General features: G+C 71.4%; 19 protein-coding genes. 7 read left to right on the top strand and 12 right to left on the bottom strand.

Going from position 1 to position 17,617, the window contains the following annotated elements:
• Positions 1-79: 79 nt before the first annotated feature.
• Together ACERZO_RS09835 and ACERZO_RS09840 are read left to right on the top strand one after the other, a co-directional pair.
• Positions 80-352 carry a DUF6412 domain-containing protein gene (locus ACERZO_RS09835; protein WP_372664216.1) on the top strand — a complete coding sequence of 91 codons (273 nt, stop codon included), beginning with the start codon at positions 80-82 and terminating at the stop codon, positions 350-352.
• 63 nt (positions 353-415) lie between these two features.
• Complete coding sequence (locus tag ACERZO_RS09840; protein ID WP_372664217.1) at positions 416-1,063, top strand: YidC/Oxa1 family membrane protein insertase; 648 nt, start codon at positions 416-418, stop codon at positions 1,061-1,063.
• Here ACERZO_RS09840 and ACERZO_RS09845 read toward each other — a convergent pair.
• A complete protein-coding gene (locus ACERZO_RS09845; protein WP_372664218.1) occupies positions 1,046-1,459 on the bottom strand; it encodes a DnaJ family domain-containing protein in 414 nt (137 codons plus the stop codon). The genes ACERZO_RS09840 and ACERZO_RS09845 overlap by 18 nt on opposite strands.
• A gap of 66 nt (positions 1,460-1,525) precedes the next feature.
• Here ACERZO_RS09845 and ACERZO_RS09850 point away from each other — a divergent pair, with 66 nt between their 5' ends.
• Entirely contained in the window at positions 1,526-2,296 is a 771-nt protein-coding gene (locus tag ACERZO_RS09850) for a TetR/AcrR family transcriptional regulator (RefSeq protein ID WP_372664219.1), read from the top strand.
• Here the strand turns inward: ACERZO_RS09850 and ACERZO_RS09855 are convergent.
• From ACERZO_RS09855 to ACERZO_RS09865, 3 genes are all read right to left on the bottom strand, one after another.
• On the bottom strand, positions 2,293-2,544 hold the full coding sequence (locus ACERZO_RS09855) for a hypothetical protein (RefSeq protein ID WP_372664220.1): 252 nt from the start codon (positions 2,542-2,544) through the stop codon (positions 2,293-2,295). The two genes, ACERZO_RS09850 and ACERZO_RS09855, sit on opposite strands and share 4 nt — an antisense overlap.
• A gap of 5 nt (positions 2,545-2,549) precedes the next feature.
• Positions 2,550-3,704, bottom strand: a complete 1,155-nt coding sequence (locus tag ACERZO_RS09860; protein WP_372664221.1) for a lytic transglycosylase domain-containing protein — start codon at positions 3,702-3,704, stop codon at positions 2,550-2,552.
• A 195-nt stretch (positions 3,705-3,899) separates the two neighbouring features.
• Entirely contained in the window at positions 3,900-4,814 is a 915-nt protein-coding gene (locus ACERZO_RS09865; RefSeq protein ID WP_372664222.1) for a LysR family transcriptional regulator, read from the bottom strand.
• Positions 4,815-4,917: 103 nt separating this feature from the next.
• Between ACERZO_RS09865 and ACERZO_RS09870 the strand changes: the two genes are divergently transcribed.
• Both ACERZO_RS09870 and ACERZO_RS09875 read left to right on the top strand, forming a co-directional pair.
• The gene (locus ACERZO_RS09870) at positions 4,918-5,613 is read left to right on the top strand and encodes an SDR family oxidoreductase (RefSeq protein ID WP_372664223.1); all 696 of its coding nucleotides are present in this window, start codon (positions 4,918-4,920) and stop codon (positions 5,611-5,613) included.
• Positions 5,614-5,714: 101 nt separating this feature from the next.
• Entirely contained in the window at positions 5,715-6,326 is a 612-nt protein-coding gene (locus ACERZO_RS09875; RefSeq protein ID WP_372664224.1) for a hypothetical protein, read from the top strand.
• A 2-nt stretch (positions 6,327-6,328) separates the two neighbouring features.
• Here the strand turns inward: ACERZO_RS09875 and ACERZO_RS09880 are convergent, their stop codons facing one another.
• Entirely contained in the window at positions 6,329-6,763 is a 435-nt protein-coding gene (locus tag ACERZO_RS09880) for a GNAT family N-acetyltransferase (protein ID WP_372664225.1), read from the bottom strand.
• Between the two features lie 115 nt (positions 6,764-6,878).
• On the opposite strand from ACERZO_RS09880, the gene ACERZO_RS09885 reads away from it, so the two are divergent.
• A complete protein-coding gene (locus ACERZO_RS09885) occupies positions 6,879-7,100 on the top strand; it encodes a hypothetical protein (RefSeq protein ID WP_372664226.1) in 222 nt (73 codons plus the stop codon).
• A gap of 807 nt (positions 7,101-7,907) precedes the next feature.
• Here ACERZO_RS09885 and ACERZO_RS09890 read toward each other — a convergent pair.
• The gene (locus ACERZO_RS09890) at positions 7,908-9,134 is read right to left on the bottom strand and encodes an HNH endonuclease signature motif containing protein (RefSeq protein ID WP_372664227.1); all 1,227 of its coding nucleotides are present in this window, start codon (positions 9,132-9,134) and stop codon (positions 7,908-7,910) included.
• Positions 9,135-9,400: 266 nt separating this feature from the next.
• Between ACERZO_RS09890 and ACERZO_RS09895 the strand changes: the two genes are divergently transcribed.
• Complete coding sequence (locus ACERZO_RS09895) at positions 9,401-10,177, top strand: DeoR/GlpR family DNA-binding transcription regulator (protein ID WP_372664228.1); 777 nt, start codon at positions 9,401-9,403, stop codon at positions 10,175-10,177.
• Here the strand turns inward: ACERZO_RS09895 and ACERZO_RS09900 are convergent.
• The 6 genes from ACERZO_RS09900 to ACERZO_RS09925 all read right to left on the bottom strand — a co-directional run bounded on the left by ACERZO_RS09900 (position 10,174) and on the right by ACERZO_RS09925 (position 17,563).
• Entirely contained in the window at positions 10,174-10,980 is an 807-nt protein-coding gene (locus tag ACERZO_RS09900; protein ID WP_372664229.1) for an SGNH/GDSL hydrolase family protein, read from the bottom strand. The two genes, ACERZO_RS09895 and ACERZO_RS09900, sit on opposite strands and share 4 nt — an antisense overlap.
• 71 nt (positions 10,981-11,051) lie before the next feature.
• A complete protein-coding gene (locus tag ACERZO_RS09905; RefSeq protein WP_372664230.1) occupies positions 11,052-12,539 on the bottom strand; it encodes an alpha/beta hydrolase in 1,488 nt (495 codons plus the stop codon).
• Between the two features lie 82 nt (positions 12,540-12,621).
• Positions 12,622-13,986, bottom strand: a complete 1,365-nt coding sequence (locus ACERZO_RS09910) for an MDR family MFS transporter (RefSeq protein ID WP_372664231.1) — start codon at positions 13,984-13,986, stop codon at positions 12,622-12,624.
• A 46-nt stretch (positions 13,987-14,032) separates the two neighbouring features.
• The gene (locus ACERZO_RS09915) at positions 14,033-15,019 is read right to left on the bottom strand and encodes a substrate-binding domain-containing protein (protein ID WP_372664232.1); all 987 of its coding nucleotides are present in this window, start codon (positions 15,017-15,019) and stop codon (positions 14,033-14,035) included.
• Between the two features lie 13 nt (positions 15,020-15,032).
• Positions 15,033-16,037, bottom strand: coding sequence for an ABC transporter permease (locus tag ACERZO_RS09920; protein ID WP_372664233.1), 1,005 nt, complete (start codon positions 16,035-16,037; stop codon positions 15,033-15,035).
• On the bottom strand, positions 16,034-17,563 hold the full coding sequence (locus ACERZO_RS09925) for a sugar ABC transporter ATP-binding protein (protein ID WP_372664234.1): 1,530 nt from the start codon (positions 17,561-17,563) through the stop codon (positions 16,034-16,036). Before ACERZO_RS09925 ends, ACERZO_RS09920 begins: the two co-directional genes overlap by 4 nt.
• Positions 17,564-17,617 lie beyond the last annotated feature (54 nt).

Genomic DNA, 17,617 nt, shown 5'->3' on the forward strand with positions numbered 1-17,617 from the left:
CCATCGGGCTGTTAGCCCGGACCGCCGGGGTCGCGATTCCGCTACCCTGGGGTTTCGGACGATAGGGGGTGACGACGCCGTGAACACACTGCTGGAGCTGGCGTTCCCCGTCCTCGCGAGCCCGACGGCGCTGGTCGCCTTCGCCTCCATCGCCGCCGCGAGCCTCCTGGTCGTGCTGCTGGTCGGCAGCACCCACCGCGGCGAGCTCGCCCTCTGGTCGGCGCCGGTGCGCAGCCGCGCGACCGCCCTGCGCCGCCGCGCCCGGCGCGCCGAGTCGATCCGCCTGCGCGACCCCGGCGCCCCGGGACGCAGCAGGCCACGAGCACCCGGTTCCCGCAGCACGGCTGCGTAGGAACCTCTTCGACGCAGCCATTCCGCACACCCTCATCCCTTCCACTCATGCGGAGTGCTGCCCATGTTCGGCTTTCTCGACGTGCCCGTCGCCGGCGCGTACCACCTGATCCACGCGCTGACCGGCCCGTTCTCGACCGCGTTGGCCATCGTCCTGTTCACCCTCGGCGTGCGGCTCCTGCTGCACCCGCTGGCCCGGTCGGCCGCGCGCGGCGAGCGCGCCCGGGCCGCCCTGCTGCCGGAAATCAAGACGCTGCAGGCGAAGCACGGGGGTGACCGCGACCGGCTCGCCGCCGAGGTGACGAAGCTGCAGCAGGAGTCCGGGACCTCGCTGTTCACCGGCTGCCTGCCGATGCTGCTGCAGCTGCCGTTCTTCACGGTCATGTACCGGCTCTTCACGACACCGGTCATCGGCGGCGAACCCAACTCGCTGCTCGGCGCGACGCTCCTGGGGACGCCGCTGGGCGCGCACGGGCTCGCCGGCAGCCCGCTGGTGTTCGTCATCGCGGCCGGGCTGGCGGTCGTCGCGTGGTTTTCGGTCCGGCAGAACCGGCAGGCCGCCGACGGCGTCCCGGGCGGCAAGCTGATCCGGCTGCTGCCGTACGGCACCGTGCTCGCGACGCTCGTCCTGCCGCAGGCCGCCGGGATCTACCTGCTCACGACGACGGCGTGGACCGCCGCGGAACGGGCGCTGCTACGACGCGGCTCGTGAGCGCCGCCAGTCCGCGACGGCCTCCTCGACGTCCACCAGCGCCACCGTGAGCGGCGGGCCCGTGTGGTGGTTGAGGTAGGCCTGGCGGATCCGTTCGTTGAGGTCGCCGACGACCTCCCGCACCCCCTGCTCGGTCCGCTCGGCGGTGAGCCGGCCCGGCAGGTCCTGGACTTCGCGCTTGAGCGAGAGCGCGGGCGGCAGCAACGCCTTGGTGTCGTGGCCGCCGGCGCGGACCTGCCGCAGCACCCAGTCGGTCGCCGCGTCGTTGCCGGTGGGCTTCGGCAGCGGCTTCCCGGTGCCGGGCAGGTCGTCGAACTCGCCGCGCTCGCGGGCCTGGTCGATCTGCCGGTCGACCCACCAGCGGAAGGAGACCTTGGGCGGTTTGCGTCGGGTCATGTCTCCAGAATGCCAGGTCGGGCGGGCGGCCCGGGTAGGATCACCGGCGGGGAGCGAGGGGAGCGCATGACCGCCGAACGCACTGGTGCCGACGACGTGGACCGGACGCTCGCGCTGCTCTGGCGCGCCCGCGGCGGCGCGGCCGAGCCGACCCGGGGCCGCCGCCCGACGCTGACGATCGAGCGGATCGTCGCCGCGGCGATCGCGGTCGCGGACGCCGACGGGCTGGTGGCCGCGTCGATGCACCGCGTCGCCAAGGAGCTCGGCGCCGGCACGATGACGCTCTACACCTACGTCCCCGGCAAGGCCGAGCTGGTGGACCTGATGGTCGACGACGTGCTCGTCGAGCGCCGGCTGCCCGGCCCGGGCGAGCCGCGGCCGGCGGACTGGCGCGCGCAGGTGGCGCTGTACGCGGAGCGGACGCGCGCGGCGTACCGCAAACATCCGTGGCTGTGCGAGGTTTCGCGGGTCCGGCCGCCACTCGGGCCCGGCCAGCTGGCGGGCCAGGAGTACCTGCTGTCCATCATGGACGGTCTCGGGCTGTCGCCGCGCCAGGCCGTCGCGGCAGCCAACGGGATCGGCACGTACGTCGACGCGAACGCGGCCCTCGGCGCGGAGAACACCCGCCTCGAGCGCAGCACCGGGCAGTCGACCGAGGCCTGGTGGCACCAGCGCTCGTCGTTCTGGGAGAACTACTTCGTCGTCGACGCGCACCCGGCGATGAACCGGATCTGGCTCGGCGGCGGCTTCGACGAGAGCGCGAAGGACCAGGGTGACGCGGCCTACGAGTTCGGGCTCGACCGCATGCTCGACGGCATCCAGGCGCTGGTCGGCTAGCGCCGGGTCCGCCACCTCGACCGGCGCCGTTCCTGCCGCGGCACCGACGGCTCGGGCGCGTCGCGCAGGACGTCCCGGCATAGCGGGTCGAACCGGCCGGGTGCCTCGATCATCGGCGCCGCCAGCACCACGTGCCCGCACACCGCGCGGAACCGCCCGTCGTGCCGGCCCGCCGCGAACTCGTCTTCGGTGACGGCGTGGGTGTAGCCGTCGGTGTCGCAGCGGATGTGCACCAGGAACGGCTCCACCGGGCTCACCCAGTCGGGCTGGTCGTGGTGGACTCCGTGGAGGTTTCCACCGAGTCCGCCGCGGTGCTGGTCGGTGCCGCCGAGCTCGTCGTCGGCGTCGTGGACGTCGTCTCCGGCGGCGGCGTGGTGGACGACGACGGCAGCGGGGTCGTCGTCTCGCTCGTCGGCGTGCTCGGCTTGGTGGTCGAGGTGGGCGACGACGGCGTGGTGGCCGGCGGCGTCGTCGTGACCGGGAGCGAGCCCGGCGGCTGGGCGACCACCGGCGGCGCCGGCGGGGCGGGCGCGCCGACCGGGCCACCCGCGGCGGCCGCGTCCGGGGCGTTCGGCGTGCCGATCGGGACCTCGCTGTCGGGCAGCTGGGCCACGCCACCGCGGTAGGCCGCGGCCCACGCCAGCACGGTGTCCACATAGGACTGCGAGTTGTTGTAGCGGCGGACGGCCAGGCGCTGGCCCGCGTCCGTCGACAGGTCCAGCCCGCCCGAGCACAGGTAGCGCGCGGTGGCCAGGGCCTCGTCGTAGATGTTGTTCGGGTTCGACACCCCGTCGCCGTTGCCGTCGGAGGCGTAGCCGCGCCACGTCGACGGGATGAACTGCGTCGGGCCGACCGCGCGGTCCCAGACCGCGTCGCCGTCGTACTTGCCGCCGTCGGTGTCCGGGATCGCGGCGAACGCGCCGGCGCCGTTGAGCACCGGGCCGAGGATCGGCTCGAGGGTGTCGCCGTTGGCGTTGACGTACCCGCCGCGCGCGTGGTTCGACTCGATCCGGCCGATGCTCGCGATCAGCGCCCAGTCCAGGTGGCAGTTCGGCTGCTCCTTGGCGAGGATCGCGGCGGCGTTCTGGTAGGCCTTGAGCATGCTCGCCGGGATGCCGAGCGGCCCGGAGATGCCCGCGGAGCCCGCGCGCCCGCCGGGCACGACCAGCGGGGTGGGCAGCGGCGGCTGCGGGAGGCTGCCGTCGACGGCGACCGGCGGCATGACGATGTTCGGCTGCTGCAGCGGGGCGGCCTGGTCCGGCAGGGCGTCCCCGGCGTTGGCGACCACGACCGGCGCGGGCAGGCCGGTGGTCAGCGTCGGCAGCACGACGAGCGCCCCGCCCGCGAGCGCGGCCGCGGCGCGGCGGACCGCCCGCGAGCTCTTGCGACGTGGCCGGTGCTTCGCCATGGTGCGTCCCCGCTTCCCTCGATCTTCGCTGATCGCCTCACCCGATCGGCCTCACCCACCGGTACTGACCGGTAGGAGCAAGCTATCCGATGGAACCAAACTTTGGCGAATAGCACAGCGAAATCGGGGCGTCGAAGCGAAGTTCGTCCTGATGGCACAAAACCTTCGTAGGAAATCTGTCACATTCACCAGGACTTAACGAGGTGCTGAGGAGAGTTTGCCCTGCAGAGCGCCCGGAAGGGCGATCCCGCGGTGCCTTGCGTCCGCGGAAAACCGCCGGACGAGTGGATCCGACGGCGTCGCAGTGAACGTGACGACGTCCCGGTGCAGGGCGGGCTTCAGCCGCCGCAGCGCGCCGGCGAACGTGCGGGTCAGCGCGGTCGCCGGGACCAGCGCCACGCCCAGCCCGGCCGCGGCGAGCTGCGCCGCGGTCGCCGCCTGCTTCGTCCGCATCACCGCGCTCAGCACGGTTCCGCGCCGCGCCGCCTCCTCGTCGAGCCAGCCGCCGAGGCCGTTGTCCGGGTGGTAGTGCACCACGGGCAGGCCGGCCAGGTCGGCCATCGGTACCGCCGCCCGGGTGGCGAGCGGGTGGTCGGCGGCCAAGGCGACGACCACCTCCTCGCGTCCCACCAGTTCCGTGTGCCCGGTCCAGCGGGTCGGCCGCGGGCCGACCGCGACGTCCGCCTCGCCGGTTTCCAGCGCGGTGACCAGCGCGTCCGCGCTCGTCGTCTCGGTCAGCGTGATCAGCACGCCGGGGCGGTGCCGGTGCCAGGCCCGCAGCACGGGCGCGAGCAGCCCGGCGGTCATGCTCTCCGCGCACGCGATCCGCAGCGTGCCCTCGTCGCCGCCGGCCACCGCGCGGCCGGTCCGGACCACGCGGTCCGCGGCGGCCAGCGCCGCCCGCGCGTCGGCCAGGATCGCGCGGCCGGTCGCGGTCGGCCGGATCCCGCGCGGCAGCCGTTCGAGCACCGGCGTGCCCAGTTCCCGTTCGAGTGCGCCGATCTGGTGGGACAGCGCGGGTTGCGACAGGTGTAGCCGCGCGGCCGCCTCGGTGATCGACCCGGCGTCCAGCACCGCGACCAGGCACTCGAGCGCGCGCAGCGTAGGCATTCGCCGATCCTATCGCAGCCATCGAAAAGATTCGGATCGCGACGGGATGGTTCCGGCGGCGTGCCGCGCTGACTCCGGTGTGCGAAACGGAAGGAGCACGGAAATGTCGTTCGAAGGAAAGCGGCTGGTCGTCGTCGGCGGCGGTTCGGGGATCGCGCGGCGCATCGCGGAGGACGCGTATGCGGCGGGCGCGGAAGTCGTCTTGGCCGGACGGGACCCGGCGCGGATCGACGTTCCCGGTATTCGCGCCGCATTCGCGGATCTCGGGGACGAATCGTCGCTGAAAGCGCTTGCCGAAGCGGTCGGCGAACTCGATTACCTCGTCACGCTCGCGGCGGCGCCGGCGAACGGGCCCGTCTCGGCGCTTTCGCGGGACGCGGTCGTCCAGGCTTTCGACGCCAAGGTGATCGGGCCCTTGCTGCTGGCCCGGCAGTTCGCGCCGAGGTTCCGGGACGGCGGCGCGATCGCGTTGTTCTCCGGGGTCGCGGCGTGGCGCCCGGCGCGTGAGCGGGTCGTGATGGCCACGACGAACGGCGCGGTCGCGTTCCTCGCGGAAGCGCTCGCCGTCGAGCTCGCGCCGATCCGGGTCAACGCCGTCTCCCCGGGCATCGTCGACTCCGGCGCGTGGGACCGCCTCGGCGACGGGAAGGACGAATTCCTCCGCCGGACCGCGGAAGCGAATCCGGCGCGCCGGGTGGGCCGGCCGGCGGATGTCGCGGCGGCGACCCTGCAGGCGCTGGCGAATCCGTTCGTGACGGGCACGGTGCTGCACGTGGACGGTGGCGGCAGGCTCGCTTAAGAACGCTGGGTGAGCAAGCCTTTACAGCGGCCTGAACCATTCCTATGATCGGCCGTCCGGACGCAGTTGCCCGCGTCCGGTCGGCCCAGGTGGAGGGTTTGATGGCACGCAGGGCTCCGCGCGGCGAAGCGGTCACGGTCGCCGAGTTGCTGGTCCGGTCCGCAGCGGACGGTCGTCACCACGAGCCCCCGCGGCACCGGGAGAAACCGCAGGCGCTGCGGTCCTTGGCCCGGTTGCGGGTGTTGTCCGTGGTCGCCGGCGCGCTGGCGCTGACCGGCGGCGTCGCGACGGCGGTGTCGATGCCGGTCGAGCGCGGCGCGGGAGCGTCGTGGCCACCGGCCGGGCTGGAACCACCGGCGGCCGCGCTGGTGCCGTTCCCGGCGGACGTCGTCGTGCCGCCCGCCGCGCCGGCTCCGAAATCCGTTCCCGCGACTGGTCATCCCGACGAAGTCACGCCGGTCGTGGTCCAGCCGGTTTCGAATTCCGTCAGTGCGCCGGCCCGTCGCGGGAATCTGGCGAAGGCGGTCAAGGTCGTCGGAAAGGTGAAGCCGCAGAAGCTTTTGAAGGCGGCGGCTCCGTCTCCGTCTCCGTCGAAGAAGGCGGCGCCGGTCCGGCACGAGATCCCGGACTTTTCGGCGTGGTGGCGCGGGTGGGCCGAGCACCAGCCGTCGTCCCACGGCCGGCACGACGGGTGCGGCCGCCACCGCCGGTGACGTCAGAGCGGGATTTGGTACTGCATGAAGCCCTTGTCGACCGCGACCTGGTCGTAGAGCCGCCGCGCGGTCGTGTTCGAGGTCTGCGTGTGCCAGTAGACGCGCACGCAGCCTCGCGCCCGAGCCCAGTCGGCGACGGCTTCGATCAGCGCCCGGCCGGCCCCGCGACCACGGGCTTTGTCGTCGGTGAAGAGGTCCTGCAGGTAGCAGACGTCGGCGGAGGTGGTGCTCGGGTGCGTGAAGAAGTGGACGATGCCGACGAGTTCGCCGTCGAGCCGAGCGCCGAGCGCGTGCATCCGTTCGCCGCTTTCGAACTCGCGCCAGGCGCGGTCGACGACTTCGGGTGCGAGCGTCCGGCCGTAGAACGTGTTGTAGCCGGCGAACAGGTTTTCCCAGGCCGGCCGGTCTTCAGCGGTGAGTACCCCAGTGGTGATCATGCCTTCGAGGTTGACACGCCCGGACACAACTGGCCAGTAAGGTGACGAACCCGAATCCGATTCATAGAATCTGCAGCCATCAGCTCCCGATCGCCCAATCCAGCGGAGGTTCCCGATGGCCCGCACGGCAAACCGTGCCAGTGGCAAGCCAGTGACGGTGGGCGAGCTGATGCTCCGCCCGGACGTCCACGGCAGACGCCGGCCCGAGGACCTGGAGGTGCTCGAGCTGGCGTACCGGATGCGCCGCCGGGTGGGCCCGGAGCCGGTGACCGCGCGGACGCCCCGGTCCCGGGCGTTGGCGGTGGTCACGAGCCTTTGGCGGCGTAAGTCGCGGTAGATCGGTCGCGCTGAGCTGCGCTGTTTCTTCGCAGGTCACCCTCGTCGAGGGTGGCCTTTTTCGTGCCCGCTGGCTGCACGCGACTGCGCGATAGGTGCGCTGGCCTTCACGGCGGCGGAGGTCGCCAGGACGGTTCGGCTGCACCGAACGGGCTGCAGAGGATTGGCGGGCTCACCTTGAGCAGGTGGATCCGCGGAAGTATTCGGGAGCCGGCCGGGCGGCGGTGACGGCCGAGGTTCGACGGCTGCCGGCGTTGGCGGGTGGGCATCGAGGATTCATGCCCGGCTTGTGCGGCGCTGCGAGACTGGTGGGGCTCTTCGTGAGTCGGCGATTCGCGGAGGTATTGCGTCGGCGGTGGATTGCGGTGACGGGGCGAGATCTCGCACATGCCTACGGGGCAGTCGGTTTGGCTGAGCTGGCGGCGGTTCCGGTCGGCGGGCAAGCGGCACGGGAAGTCGGTCGTGCTTGGGGTGATTGCGGTGCTCGCTCGCGTTGAGGTGGCTGGTTGTGGTTGAGGTGGTGCTTGCCTGCGGGGGTGGTGTGGGGTGGTCGGTTGTAGTTGAGGTGGCTGCGGGCTTGCTGGCGGATTGTGGCGAGGGTGGCTCTTTTTGGTTGAGGGCGGCAGTACCAGTCGATGGACCGTGTTGGGTCACTGCCTAGGGACGAGGTGGTGGCAGTTTCTGTCGGCTGAAGCAGGCAATCGATTGGGGTGCGGCACGGTTGGTGGGATCTGCCGGTGGCGAGTGAGGACGTGGGTATGGGCCCGTAGCCGTCCGGCTGCGGGCCTGTCCCATGTGTTCGGTTGTGTCACGCTGCGAAGGGCAGCGGTTGGTGCAGGTTGTTGCGCCTGGGTTTTCGTTCCTTGTCCAGGAATGCTGGTGGCAGGAACTCGGGTAGGCCGTCGGCGGCGATGCGGACTTCCCAGCCGGAGCGGTGCAGGAGTCGGTGGTGGTGGGCGCACATCAGGACCAGGTTGTTCAGGTCTGTTGGGCCGCCTTCGGACCAGTGGTGGATGTGGTGGCCCTGGCAATGCCGGGGCGGGCGGTGACAGCCGGGGAACGCACAGCCCCGGTCGCGCAGGTAGAGCGCGCGTCGCAGGCCTGCGGAGATCAGGCGGCGGAGGCGGCCCAGGTTCAACGGCTCACTTTTGTCGCCGAGGACGGCGGGGATGAGCATGGCGTCGCAGGCGTGCAGCCGAGCCTCTGCCGCCGACATGGTGCCGGTGTCGCCGAGGGTGGCCTCGCCGAGACCGGTCTTGAGGTCGTTGAGGTGGACTGCGACCATCACGTGGGCTCGTTCGCCGGCCTGCATCGGCAGGGTCGGAGAGTTGAGGGCCAGGTCGATCGTGTCGGAGAAGGCGTCGCCGTAGCGTTCCTGCGGGGAGCGCAGGTCGGCGCCTTCGCCGGTGGTGGTGCGGCGTTCGGCTAACGCGTCGAGCAGGGCGCTGGCTCGGGTGCCGGTCTCGTCGTCGAAACGGCCGTGCAGCTCCCATACCCCGGTTCTTTTGCGGCGGAGGGACAGTTCACGGCGAGGGACTGCGGGTTCGGTGGTGTCCGGTTCGGGGCCGTCGGGGTCGAGGTGGGCGAGAATGCGGGCCCCCAAGGCCGCGACTTGCTTGTGGCCCGCGTCGGCGGCCAGAGCCAGCAGGTGCTGCTCGGCGTCCTCGCGGTGCTCGGGCGGGATCTGGGTCAGGGCGCCGACGATGGTGTCGATCATGGGGTTGCTCAGGCGGCCTTCCGCGGCAGTAGCAGCAGTCAAGGGAGCGACGGCAGGGGTGGCGTCGAGGTGGTGTCCGGGGTGGAGGGCGCGGGCGCGTTTGACCATCGTCTCGGCCGCGGACTTGGGGATGTCGGCGAGGTGCTCGAGCAGGCGTGCGGTGGAGCGGTAGCCGAAGAGTTCCATCACCCCGCGGGTCTCGATTTCGGCCAGCAGCGCACCGATCTCGGCCTCGGCGGAGCGCACGACGGTGAGCAGGGTGGAGATGCGATCGGCCAGCGCCGTCGCATCCGTTTTCCACACCGCTTCCGTTGCCATACAACAAGGTTAGCCGAACTCGAACGCATGATCACCACACGATCAGGTGGTACCGAGAACTCCGGCAGGGGCACCGTAGCGTGGGGAATCGGCGCTGGTGACCACCATCAGAAGGTGACCACGAGGAGCGCCGATTCCCCACGCCCCGGCGAAGCCGTCAGCTTGAAAGCCGCCCCGAGGGGTAGCGTGCAAGAGACACCCCCAATGCACCATAATGCTCGGAACACCGCCAAACAGCGCATGGGAATGCGCGAAGGAGCACCCGAATGGCCCGGCACGAAAGACTCACCACCCTCCTGGACATGCTGGGCCAGCGAGAAAAGATCGACGTCGAGGACGTAGCAGCCGAACTGGACGTCTCGGCAGCCACGATCCGCCGGGATCTCGACCACTTGGCCGAACAACAACTCCTCACCCGCACCCGCGGCGGCGCGGTGGCGAACGATCTCGCCTACGACCTTCCCCTCCGCTACAAAACCGCCCGCCACGTCCCGGAAAAGCAGCGGATCAGCACCGCGGCGGCCGCGGAGGTCACGAAGGGCATGGTGGTCGGCCTGAACGGTGGAACCACCACCGCCGGCGTCGCCCGGGCGCTGGCCATGCGGGCGGAACTCAACAGCAGTCCCGGGCTCACCGTCGTCACCAACGCCCTCAACATCGCGCACGAGCTCGCCGTGCGGCCGAACGTCAAGATCGTCGTCACCGGTGGCGTTGCGCGGCCGCAGTCGTTCGAACTGAGCGGGCCCCTTGCCACGCGCGTGCTCAGTGAGCTCACCATCGATCTGCTGTTCCTCGGTGTCGACGCCTTCGATGCGAACGCCGGTGCGTTCGCCCACCACGAAGGCGAGGCCAGCATCAACCGGCTCATGGTGGAACGCGCCGAGCGCGTGGTCGCCGTTGCGGACGGGTCCAAGCTGGGGCGACGCGCCTTTGCCCGGATCTGCGAGACCACGCAGGTGCACGCGCTCGTCACCGATACCGACGCCGACCCCGAAGCCGTGCGGGCCTTCGAAGCCGTCGGGGTCGACGTGCGAACCGTCTAACGCGCGAACGCCAGCGCTGCGGCCAGTGCCCGGTGGCCGGCCGCGCTCGGGTGGACGTCGCAGCCGCCCGTCGGGAGCTTGATCAGCAACCCGGCCGCGCACGGGTCGCCGCCCGTGTGCAGGGACGCCAGGAGGAACGCTGTGAAGCCGTCCGCGATCTTGCCGTGGTAGCGGCGGGTCACCTGGGCCAGCGCCGCGTCGAGGGCCTTGACCTGCGCCACCTGCGTCGGGTCGCGGTAGTCGAGGGAGTAGTACGACACCAGCACGACGTCGCCGCGGTACTGGGCGCGCACCGCCGAGAGGATCGACGCGAGGTTGCGGCTCACCTGGTTCAGGGCGGCGGTGAACGAGGCGCCCGTGCAGTGGTCCGGGGTCGTGTCCTGGCACAGGAACATGTCGTTCGCGCCGATCGTCAGCGTCACGAGCCGCGTGTCGCGATGCGACCGCAAGTACTGCACGGCGTAAGCGATCTGGGCGCCCGCATACGAAACGTGCAGGGGATACGCCAAGCGGTAGCCGTTCTCGCAGCCGTTGCTCGGCGCGGTGACCACCAGCAGGCTGCCCGTCGTCTCACCCGGACAGGACGCGTTCGCCAGCCGCAATCCCCGCAGCGCCGCGTATTTCTCCGCGTAGCCGCTGAAGTCGGCCGCGTTCGAGTAGTCCGCGTTGGGCCGGTAACCGAACGCGACGGAATCGCCGAGCGCGAGGTACCCGCCGTGGCGGGACGTCGCTTGCGCCGGCGCCGTCAGGAGTGCACTCGCGGCGATGACCGCCGCGGCCATGACGAAGAATCGACGAAGCATCCTCGGCTCCCTTCCCCGCACCGTTGCGTGGCCGGAACGATTGTCCTCGTTCCGGCCGCGCGACGGAAGCGTCAGAAGCCGACCGTCGACGGCGGCTTCGGCCCGGCCATCCGGGCTTCGGGCGTCCCCGGCTCGACGGCCGCGCAGTGCGTTCCGCGCGCCGGGAGCTTGCCGGTGATCAGGTAGTCGTCGGTCGCCTCGATCACGCACCGGCTGTTCTTGGAGTACGCGCCGTGGCCCCAGCCGTCGTAGGTGAGCAGCGTGCTGCCGCTCTGCCGGGCCGCGGCCCGCGACCACGCGTACGGCGTCGCCGGGTCGTACTTGCTGCTCAGCATCAGCAGCGGCGGTGCGCCGTGGACCTGCAGCGGGTGCTGCGGGTTGCTGGTCCTGTTCGGCCAGCCGATGCAGCCGGTGACCGCCGCCCAGCCCAGGGAGTTGACCTTGACGTCCGGGGCGAGCGCCGCCGCGGTCCGGCGGTACGCCTCGAGCTCGGCGTAGTTGTGCACCGGCAGCTTCCAGTCGTCGCAGAACACGCTCTGGAACACGGTGTTGACCGGGATGTCGTCCTTCAGCCGCACCGACGCGGGGCGCGGGGTGCCGTCCGCCAGCGACTTCAGGACCGTCGCGAGCCTGTCCCAGCTCGGGCCGTAGAAGGAGCCCTGGAACATCCCCGCGAGCGAAAGCGGCGTGATGACTTCGCCGCTCTGCGGATCGTTCAGTTCCCCGCGCGCGGCTTTGTCCTGCAGGTCGCGCGTCAGCTTCGAGACGTCGCGGCCGTGCAACGCGCAGCTCGGCGTCCGGCCGCACCACGCGACGAATTCGCCGAACTCCGCCTGCACCGACTGCGTTTCGCTGTTCAGGAACTCGAACGCGGTGTACTGCGAGTGGTCCATGTTGCTGTCCAGCACGAGCGCGCGGACCTTGTCCGGGAACAGCTCGGCGTACTGCTGTCCCATCAGCGTGCCGTACGAAACCCCGTAGTACGTCAGCTTCTCGTCGCCGAGCGCGGCGCGGATCGCGTCCATGTCCCGCGCGACGCTCTCGGTGTCCCCGAACTGCCCCAGCGGCCCGGAAAGCTTGTTGCAGCTCTCGCCGAGCTTCCGGTTGTAGGCCGCGAGCTGCTCGAACTCGGCTTGGTTGCGCGGAACCTGCGGGTGGTCGGCGATGACCTCGTCGAGCCCGCACTTGATCTGCGTGCTGTCGCCGACGCCGCGCGGGTCGAAGCCGACGGTGTCGAACCGCTTGGTGATCTCCGGCGAGAGCGACCAGCCGGCCTCGACCTCGCCCGCGCCCGGGCCGCCGGGACCGCCCGGGTCCATCAGGATCGACCCGATGCGCGCCTGCGGGTCGGTGGCCTTGCGCCGGGCCAGCGCGATGCTCGCGGTGCCCCGGTCCGGGTGGGCCCAGTCGATCGGCACGGTCACCGTGCCGCAGTCGACGCCCGGCGCGTCACCGCACGGCTTCCAGTCGATCGCCGCGGTGGCCGCCGATGCCGGCGTCGCCGCCAGCAGGCTCCCCAGTACTGCCGCCGCTGTCAGCAGCTTCGCTACCCCCGCCATGCCAGCCCTTCCCCTTACCGACAGTGGTTGTTCGGCTCCAGGAAATCACCATTCGGGGGTTCGCGCCAGGTTCCCAGGTGGATCAGGCCGAGGTGTCCACTGTGGACGCACGTTCCGCGTGCCGGAGCCACGCCGTCGCGGCGGTGCCCAACGCGCACACGGCACCGAGGACACCGAAGGCCCAGCCGAACCCGGTCGCCGGATCGACGGTGAGGCCGCGCGACAGCACGATCACGCACAACGCGCCCCCGGCCGCGCCGCCCACGCGCATGACGATGTTGACCAACGCCGTCGCGTGCCCGAGCTCGCCGGCCCGGACCGACGCGTACGCCGCCGTCGACGCGGGCATGATCGACAGCCCGAGTCCCGCGCCGCGGACCACGAGCAGCGCCTGGATGAGCCACATCGGCGCGTCCGGGCCGAGCCACGGTAGCGGGACGGTGGCCGCGAGCACCACCACCGACCCGGTGAGCGAGACGGTGCCGCCGCCGTAGCGATCGGTCAGCCGGCCGGCGACGAGCACGAACGCCGTCGTGGCCAGGCCCATCGGCGCGAGCAGCACGCCGGCTTCGGCGGGTCCGGCGCCGAGCCGGACCTGGAACCACAGCGGCAGCACCAGGACCGCGCCGAACATCCCGGCGCCGGCGAGCAGGACCGACGCCAGCGCCGAGCCCAGGACGGGCCGGGCGGCCAGGCGCAGGTCCAGCACCGGGTGCCGGACGCGCAATGAGCGCCAGACGAAGACCGCGAGCGCGAGCGCGCCGACGGCCGCGAACAGCGCGTTCTGCTCGGTGAGCGTGTAGACGAGCAGCGGCAGGCCGAGCGTGATCAGGGCCAGGCCGGGCCAGTCCACCGGCGGCGGCTGCCCGCGGTCGCCGCGCGGGACGTACCGCAGCGCCAGGGCGAACGCGACCAGGCCGATCGGCAGGTTGAGCCAGAACAGGACCGGCCACGAGAAGTGCGCGAGCAGGAACCCGCCGACGCTCGGCCCGACGACCGGCGCCAGCCCGACGACCAGGCCGAGCGTGCCCATGGTGCGGCCGAGCCGCTCCGGGCCGACGGCCAGGCCGATCACGGTCTGCCCGGCCGTCACCATGACGCCGGTGGCCATGCCCTGCAGCGCGCGGACGGCGATCAAGGTGACGGCGTCCGGGGCGAGGGCGCAGGCGATCGACGTGAGCAGGAACGCCCCCAGTGCCCAGAGCCAGAGCCTTCCGGCGCCGAGTTTCTTGACGAGCCACGGGGTCAGCGGGAGCGCGGCGGAAAGGCCGAGCAGGAAGGCCGTCGCGACCCACTGGATCTCGATGAGGCTGACCCCCAGGCGCAGCCTCATCGATTCCAGCCCGACCGCGACGATCGACCCGTCCATGTTGCCGAGGAACCCGCCGAGCGCCATGACGCCGGAGGCGATCCAGACGGTGCGGGGGATGGGTGGGGCAGTGGTCATGGTGGCGACGGTAGAAGTTCGAGGAAGGTTGAAGTCAAGGACGACGTCAGCGGTTGCCCCGCGCGTACACCTCGGCGGCGTTCGCCTGCGTGACGAGCTGCGTCGGCAGCATCTGCGTCTTGGCCGGCTTCGCGCAGTCGACGAGGATGCTCTTCGCCGACGCCACCGCTTCGCGGCCTCCCGTCGGGTAGACGAACGTCGCCGCGAGGCGGCCCGCTTCGACCGCCTTGATGCCGCCGGACGGGATCGGCAGCCCGTCGATGCCGATGAACTTCACCTTCTTGTCCAGGCCCGCGGCCTTCGCGGCGAGGTACGCGCCTTCGGCCATCGGGTCGTTCTGGGCGTAGACGGCCTTGATCTCCGGGTGCGCCTTGAAGATCGCGTCCGCCTGCTGCTGCCCCTTCTCACGCAGCCAGTCACCGTCCACAGTGGTCACGATGTCGATGCCGCGGCCCTCGATGCCCTTCGCGAAGCCGTCCTGGCGCTCCTTGGCCGGGGTGGACCCGGCGAGCCCGCGGATCTCGGCGATCTTCCCACCCTGGGGCAGGACCTGGTCCGCCAGGTACTGCCCGGCCTGCCGACCGATGTCGACGTTGTCGGCGCCGATCCACTGCGTGTACGCGTCGCCGTCGACCTTGCGGTCCAGCACCAGCACCGGGATGCCCTTGTCGTAGGCCTTCTTGACGACCGCGGTCAGCGGCGTGGCCTCGTTCGGGCTGATGATCAGCAGGTCGATCCGCTGCGTCAGGAAGTTCTCGACGTCGGCGACCTGCTTCGCGTTGTCCTGCTGGGCGTCGGCGAAGTTCACGGTGAACTGCGAGACTTCTCGGGCCGCGCGGGCGATGTCGTCGTCCATCTGCTTGCGGTAGGGCTCGCTGAGGTTGGCCTGGCTGACGCCGATCGTGTACTTCCCGGCGGCTCCCTTGCAGGCGGCCGCGGACGTCGTCGCGCCCTGCCCCGAGTTCTCGTGCGTGGTGCCGCAGGCGGCCAGGAGCAGGACGAGCGCGGGTAGCGCGAAGTGCTTGCCGGACATCTCTTTTTCCCCTCTACGGTGTCGGACGCAGCCGCTGCAGACCCGCGGCGACCACGATGACCAGGCCCTTGATCAGGAGTTGCACGTTGGGGTCGACGCTGTTGAGCGCCAGGATGTTGTTGAGCACGCCCAGCAGCAGCGCGCCGGCCACGGTGCCGGACACCGAGCCGCGGCCGCCCGAGAGCGCCGTGCCGCCGATCACGACCGCGGCGATCGCGTCGAGCTCGTAGCCGCTGCCGTCGTTGGGGCTGCCCTGGTTCAGCTGGCCGGCGTGGATGATCCCGGCCAGCGCGGCGAGCAGCCCGCTCAGCCCGTAGACCAGCACCTTCACCCGGGTGACGGCGACGCCGGAAAGGCGCGCGGCCTTCTCGTTGCCGCCGATCGCGTAGACGTGTCGCGCGAACGCGCTGGTGCGCAGGAAGACGATGGCGGCGACGGCGACCACGGCGAAGATCACCGCGGGGATGGGCACCAGCCCGTTGAACGTCCGCTCGCCGAGCAGCGAGAACGCGACGGGTGCCTCGCCGGGGCCGTCGCCGTACGCGATCGCGACGCCCTGGCCGCCCGACCAGATCCGCGCCAGCCCGCGCGCGACTTGCAGCCCGGCGAGGGTGACGATGAACGCCTGGATGCCGAACACCGCCGACGCGATCCCTTGCAGCAGGCCGAAAGCCAGCCCGGCGGCGAGCACGATCAGCACCGCCGGGAGCACGCCGAAGCCGTCGTTCACCAGTAGTACCGCCGAACCGACGGCGGCCAGGCCGAGCACCGCGCCGACCGACAGGTCGATCCCGCCGACCAGGATCACGAATGTCATACCCACGGCGATGATGCCGATCTCGGCGATCGCGCGGACGACGTTGAAGAGGTTCTCGCCGCTGAGGAACACCAGGTCGCCGTCGTGGCTCGGCGAGAACACGATCGCCGCGGCCAGCACCAGGACCAGGCCGAAGAGGCTCTGGAAGCGGAACAGCGCGGTCACGACGTCGCGCCGCGGCAGGAACTCGGTGGTGGTCATCGTGTTTCCCCCATCGCCGCGGCGAGCAGCTCGGCTTCGCCGGCGTCGTGCGTGTCCAGTTCGGCGGCGCCGCGGCCGTCGTGCAGGACGACGACCCGGTCGCACAGCCCGACCAGCTCGGCGGGCTCGGACGACGCGAGCAGGACACCGATGCCTCGAGCGGCCGCGGCGGCCAGCAGCTGGTAGATCTCCGCCTTCGCCCCGACGTCGACGCCGCGGGTCGGCTCGTCGAGCAGGAGCAGTTTCGGTTCGGTGAGCAACGCGCGGCCCAGCACGACTTTCTGCTGGTTGCCGCCCGAGAGCGTGCCGACCGGGTCGGCGATGGCCCCCTTCACCTTCAGGTCGCCGAGGACCCTCGCGACGGTGTCGTTCTCGCGCCGCCGGGTCAGGAACCCGGCCGTGGCCAGTCTGTCCACAACGGACAGAGCGGTGTTGGCCCGGACGGAATGGGGGAGCGCGAGGCCGGCGATCCGGCGGTCCTCCGGGACCAGTGCCAACCCGAGCCGGACGGCGTGCCGCGGGCTCCTCGGCCGGATTTCCCGGCCACCGAGGGAGACGCGGCCGTGCCAGCGGCCGGGTGTCCCGGCCCCGAACAGCGTCTCCAGCAGTTCCGTGCGGCCCGAGCCGAGCAGCCCGCCGAGGCCGACGATCTCGCCGGCGTGGACGGTCAGCGTGATCCCGGCGGGTTCCCGGCGGCCGGGCCGGTGTCGCCGCGGACGCAGTGCGAAGTCGTCGAGGCGCAGCAGCTCTTCGCCGGTTTCGCCGTGCTTGACGCGGAAGAACGCCTGGACCGGCCGGCCGATCATCGCTTCGGTGACCCGCTCGACGGTCAGGTCGCGGGCGGTGAACTCGGCGGCGACCCGGCCGTTGCGCAGCACGGTCGCGCGGTCGGCGAGCCGGCCGATCTCCTCGAGCCGGTGGGAGATGTAGACGATGCCGGCGCCCGCGTCGCGCAGCTCGTCGATCACCTTGACCATCCGCTCCACCTCGGCGCCGGTGAGCGCGGACGTCGGCTCGTCCATGACCAGCACACGCGCGTCGAGCGCGAGGGCCTTGGCGATGGCGACGAGCTGCTGTTCGCCGGTGCGCAGCTCGCCGACGGCGCGCTTCGGGTCGAGCGCGATCCCGGTGCGGGCCAGCAATTCGCGCGTCTCGCGGTGCATCCGCTGCCGCGCGACCGCGCCGAGCTTCGTGTGCGGCTCGCGGCCGAGGAAGATGTTGGCGGCGACGGAAAGGCCGGGGACGAGGTCGAGCTCCTGGGGGATCAGCGCGATGCCGCGGCGCTGCGCGTCGGCCGGGCCGCCGAACACGACGGGCTCGCCGTCGACCTCGATCGTGCCGCGGTACCCGGTGATGTCCCCGGAGAGGATGCGCACGAGCGTCGACTTGCCGGCGCCGTTTTCCCCGAGCAGGGCGTGGACTTCGCCGCGGCGGACGGTGAAGTCCACGCCGTCGCAGGCGAGCGCGCCGCCGTAGGCCTTGCTGATGCCGGTGAGCGCGACCAGCGGGGGACCCGCCTCTTCCATGACACCCCTCGCGTCGGCGGAAGATGGGAGTAATCGATTACTCGACGCTAAGGG

This window comes from Amycolatopsis kentuckyensis (assembly GCF_041679295.1).
Classification (GTDB): Bacteria; Actinomycetota; Actinomycetes; order Mycobacteriales; family Pseudonocardiaceae; genus Amycolatopsis; species Amycolatopsis kentuckyensis_A.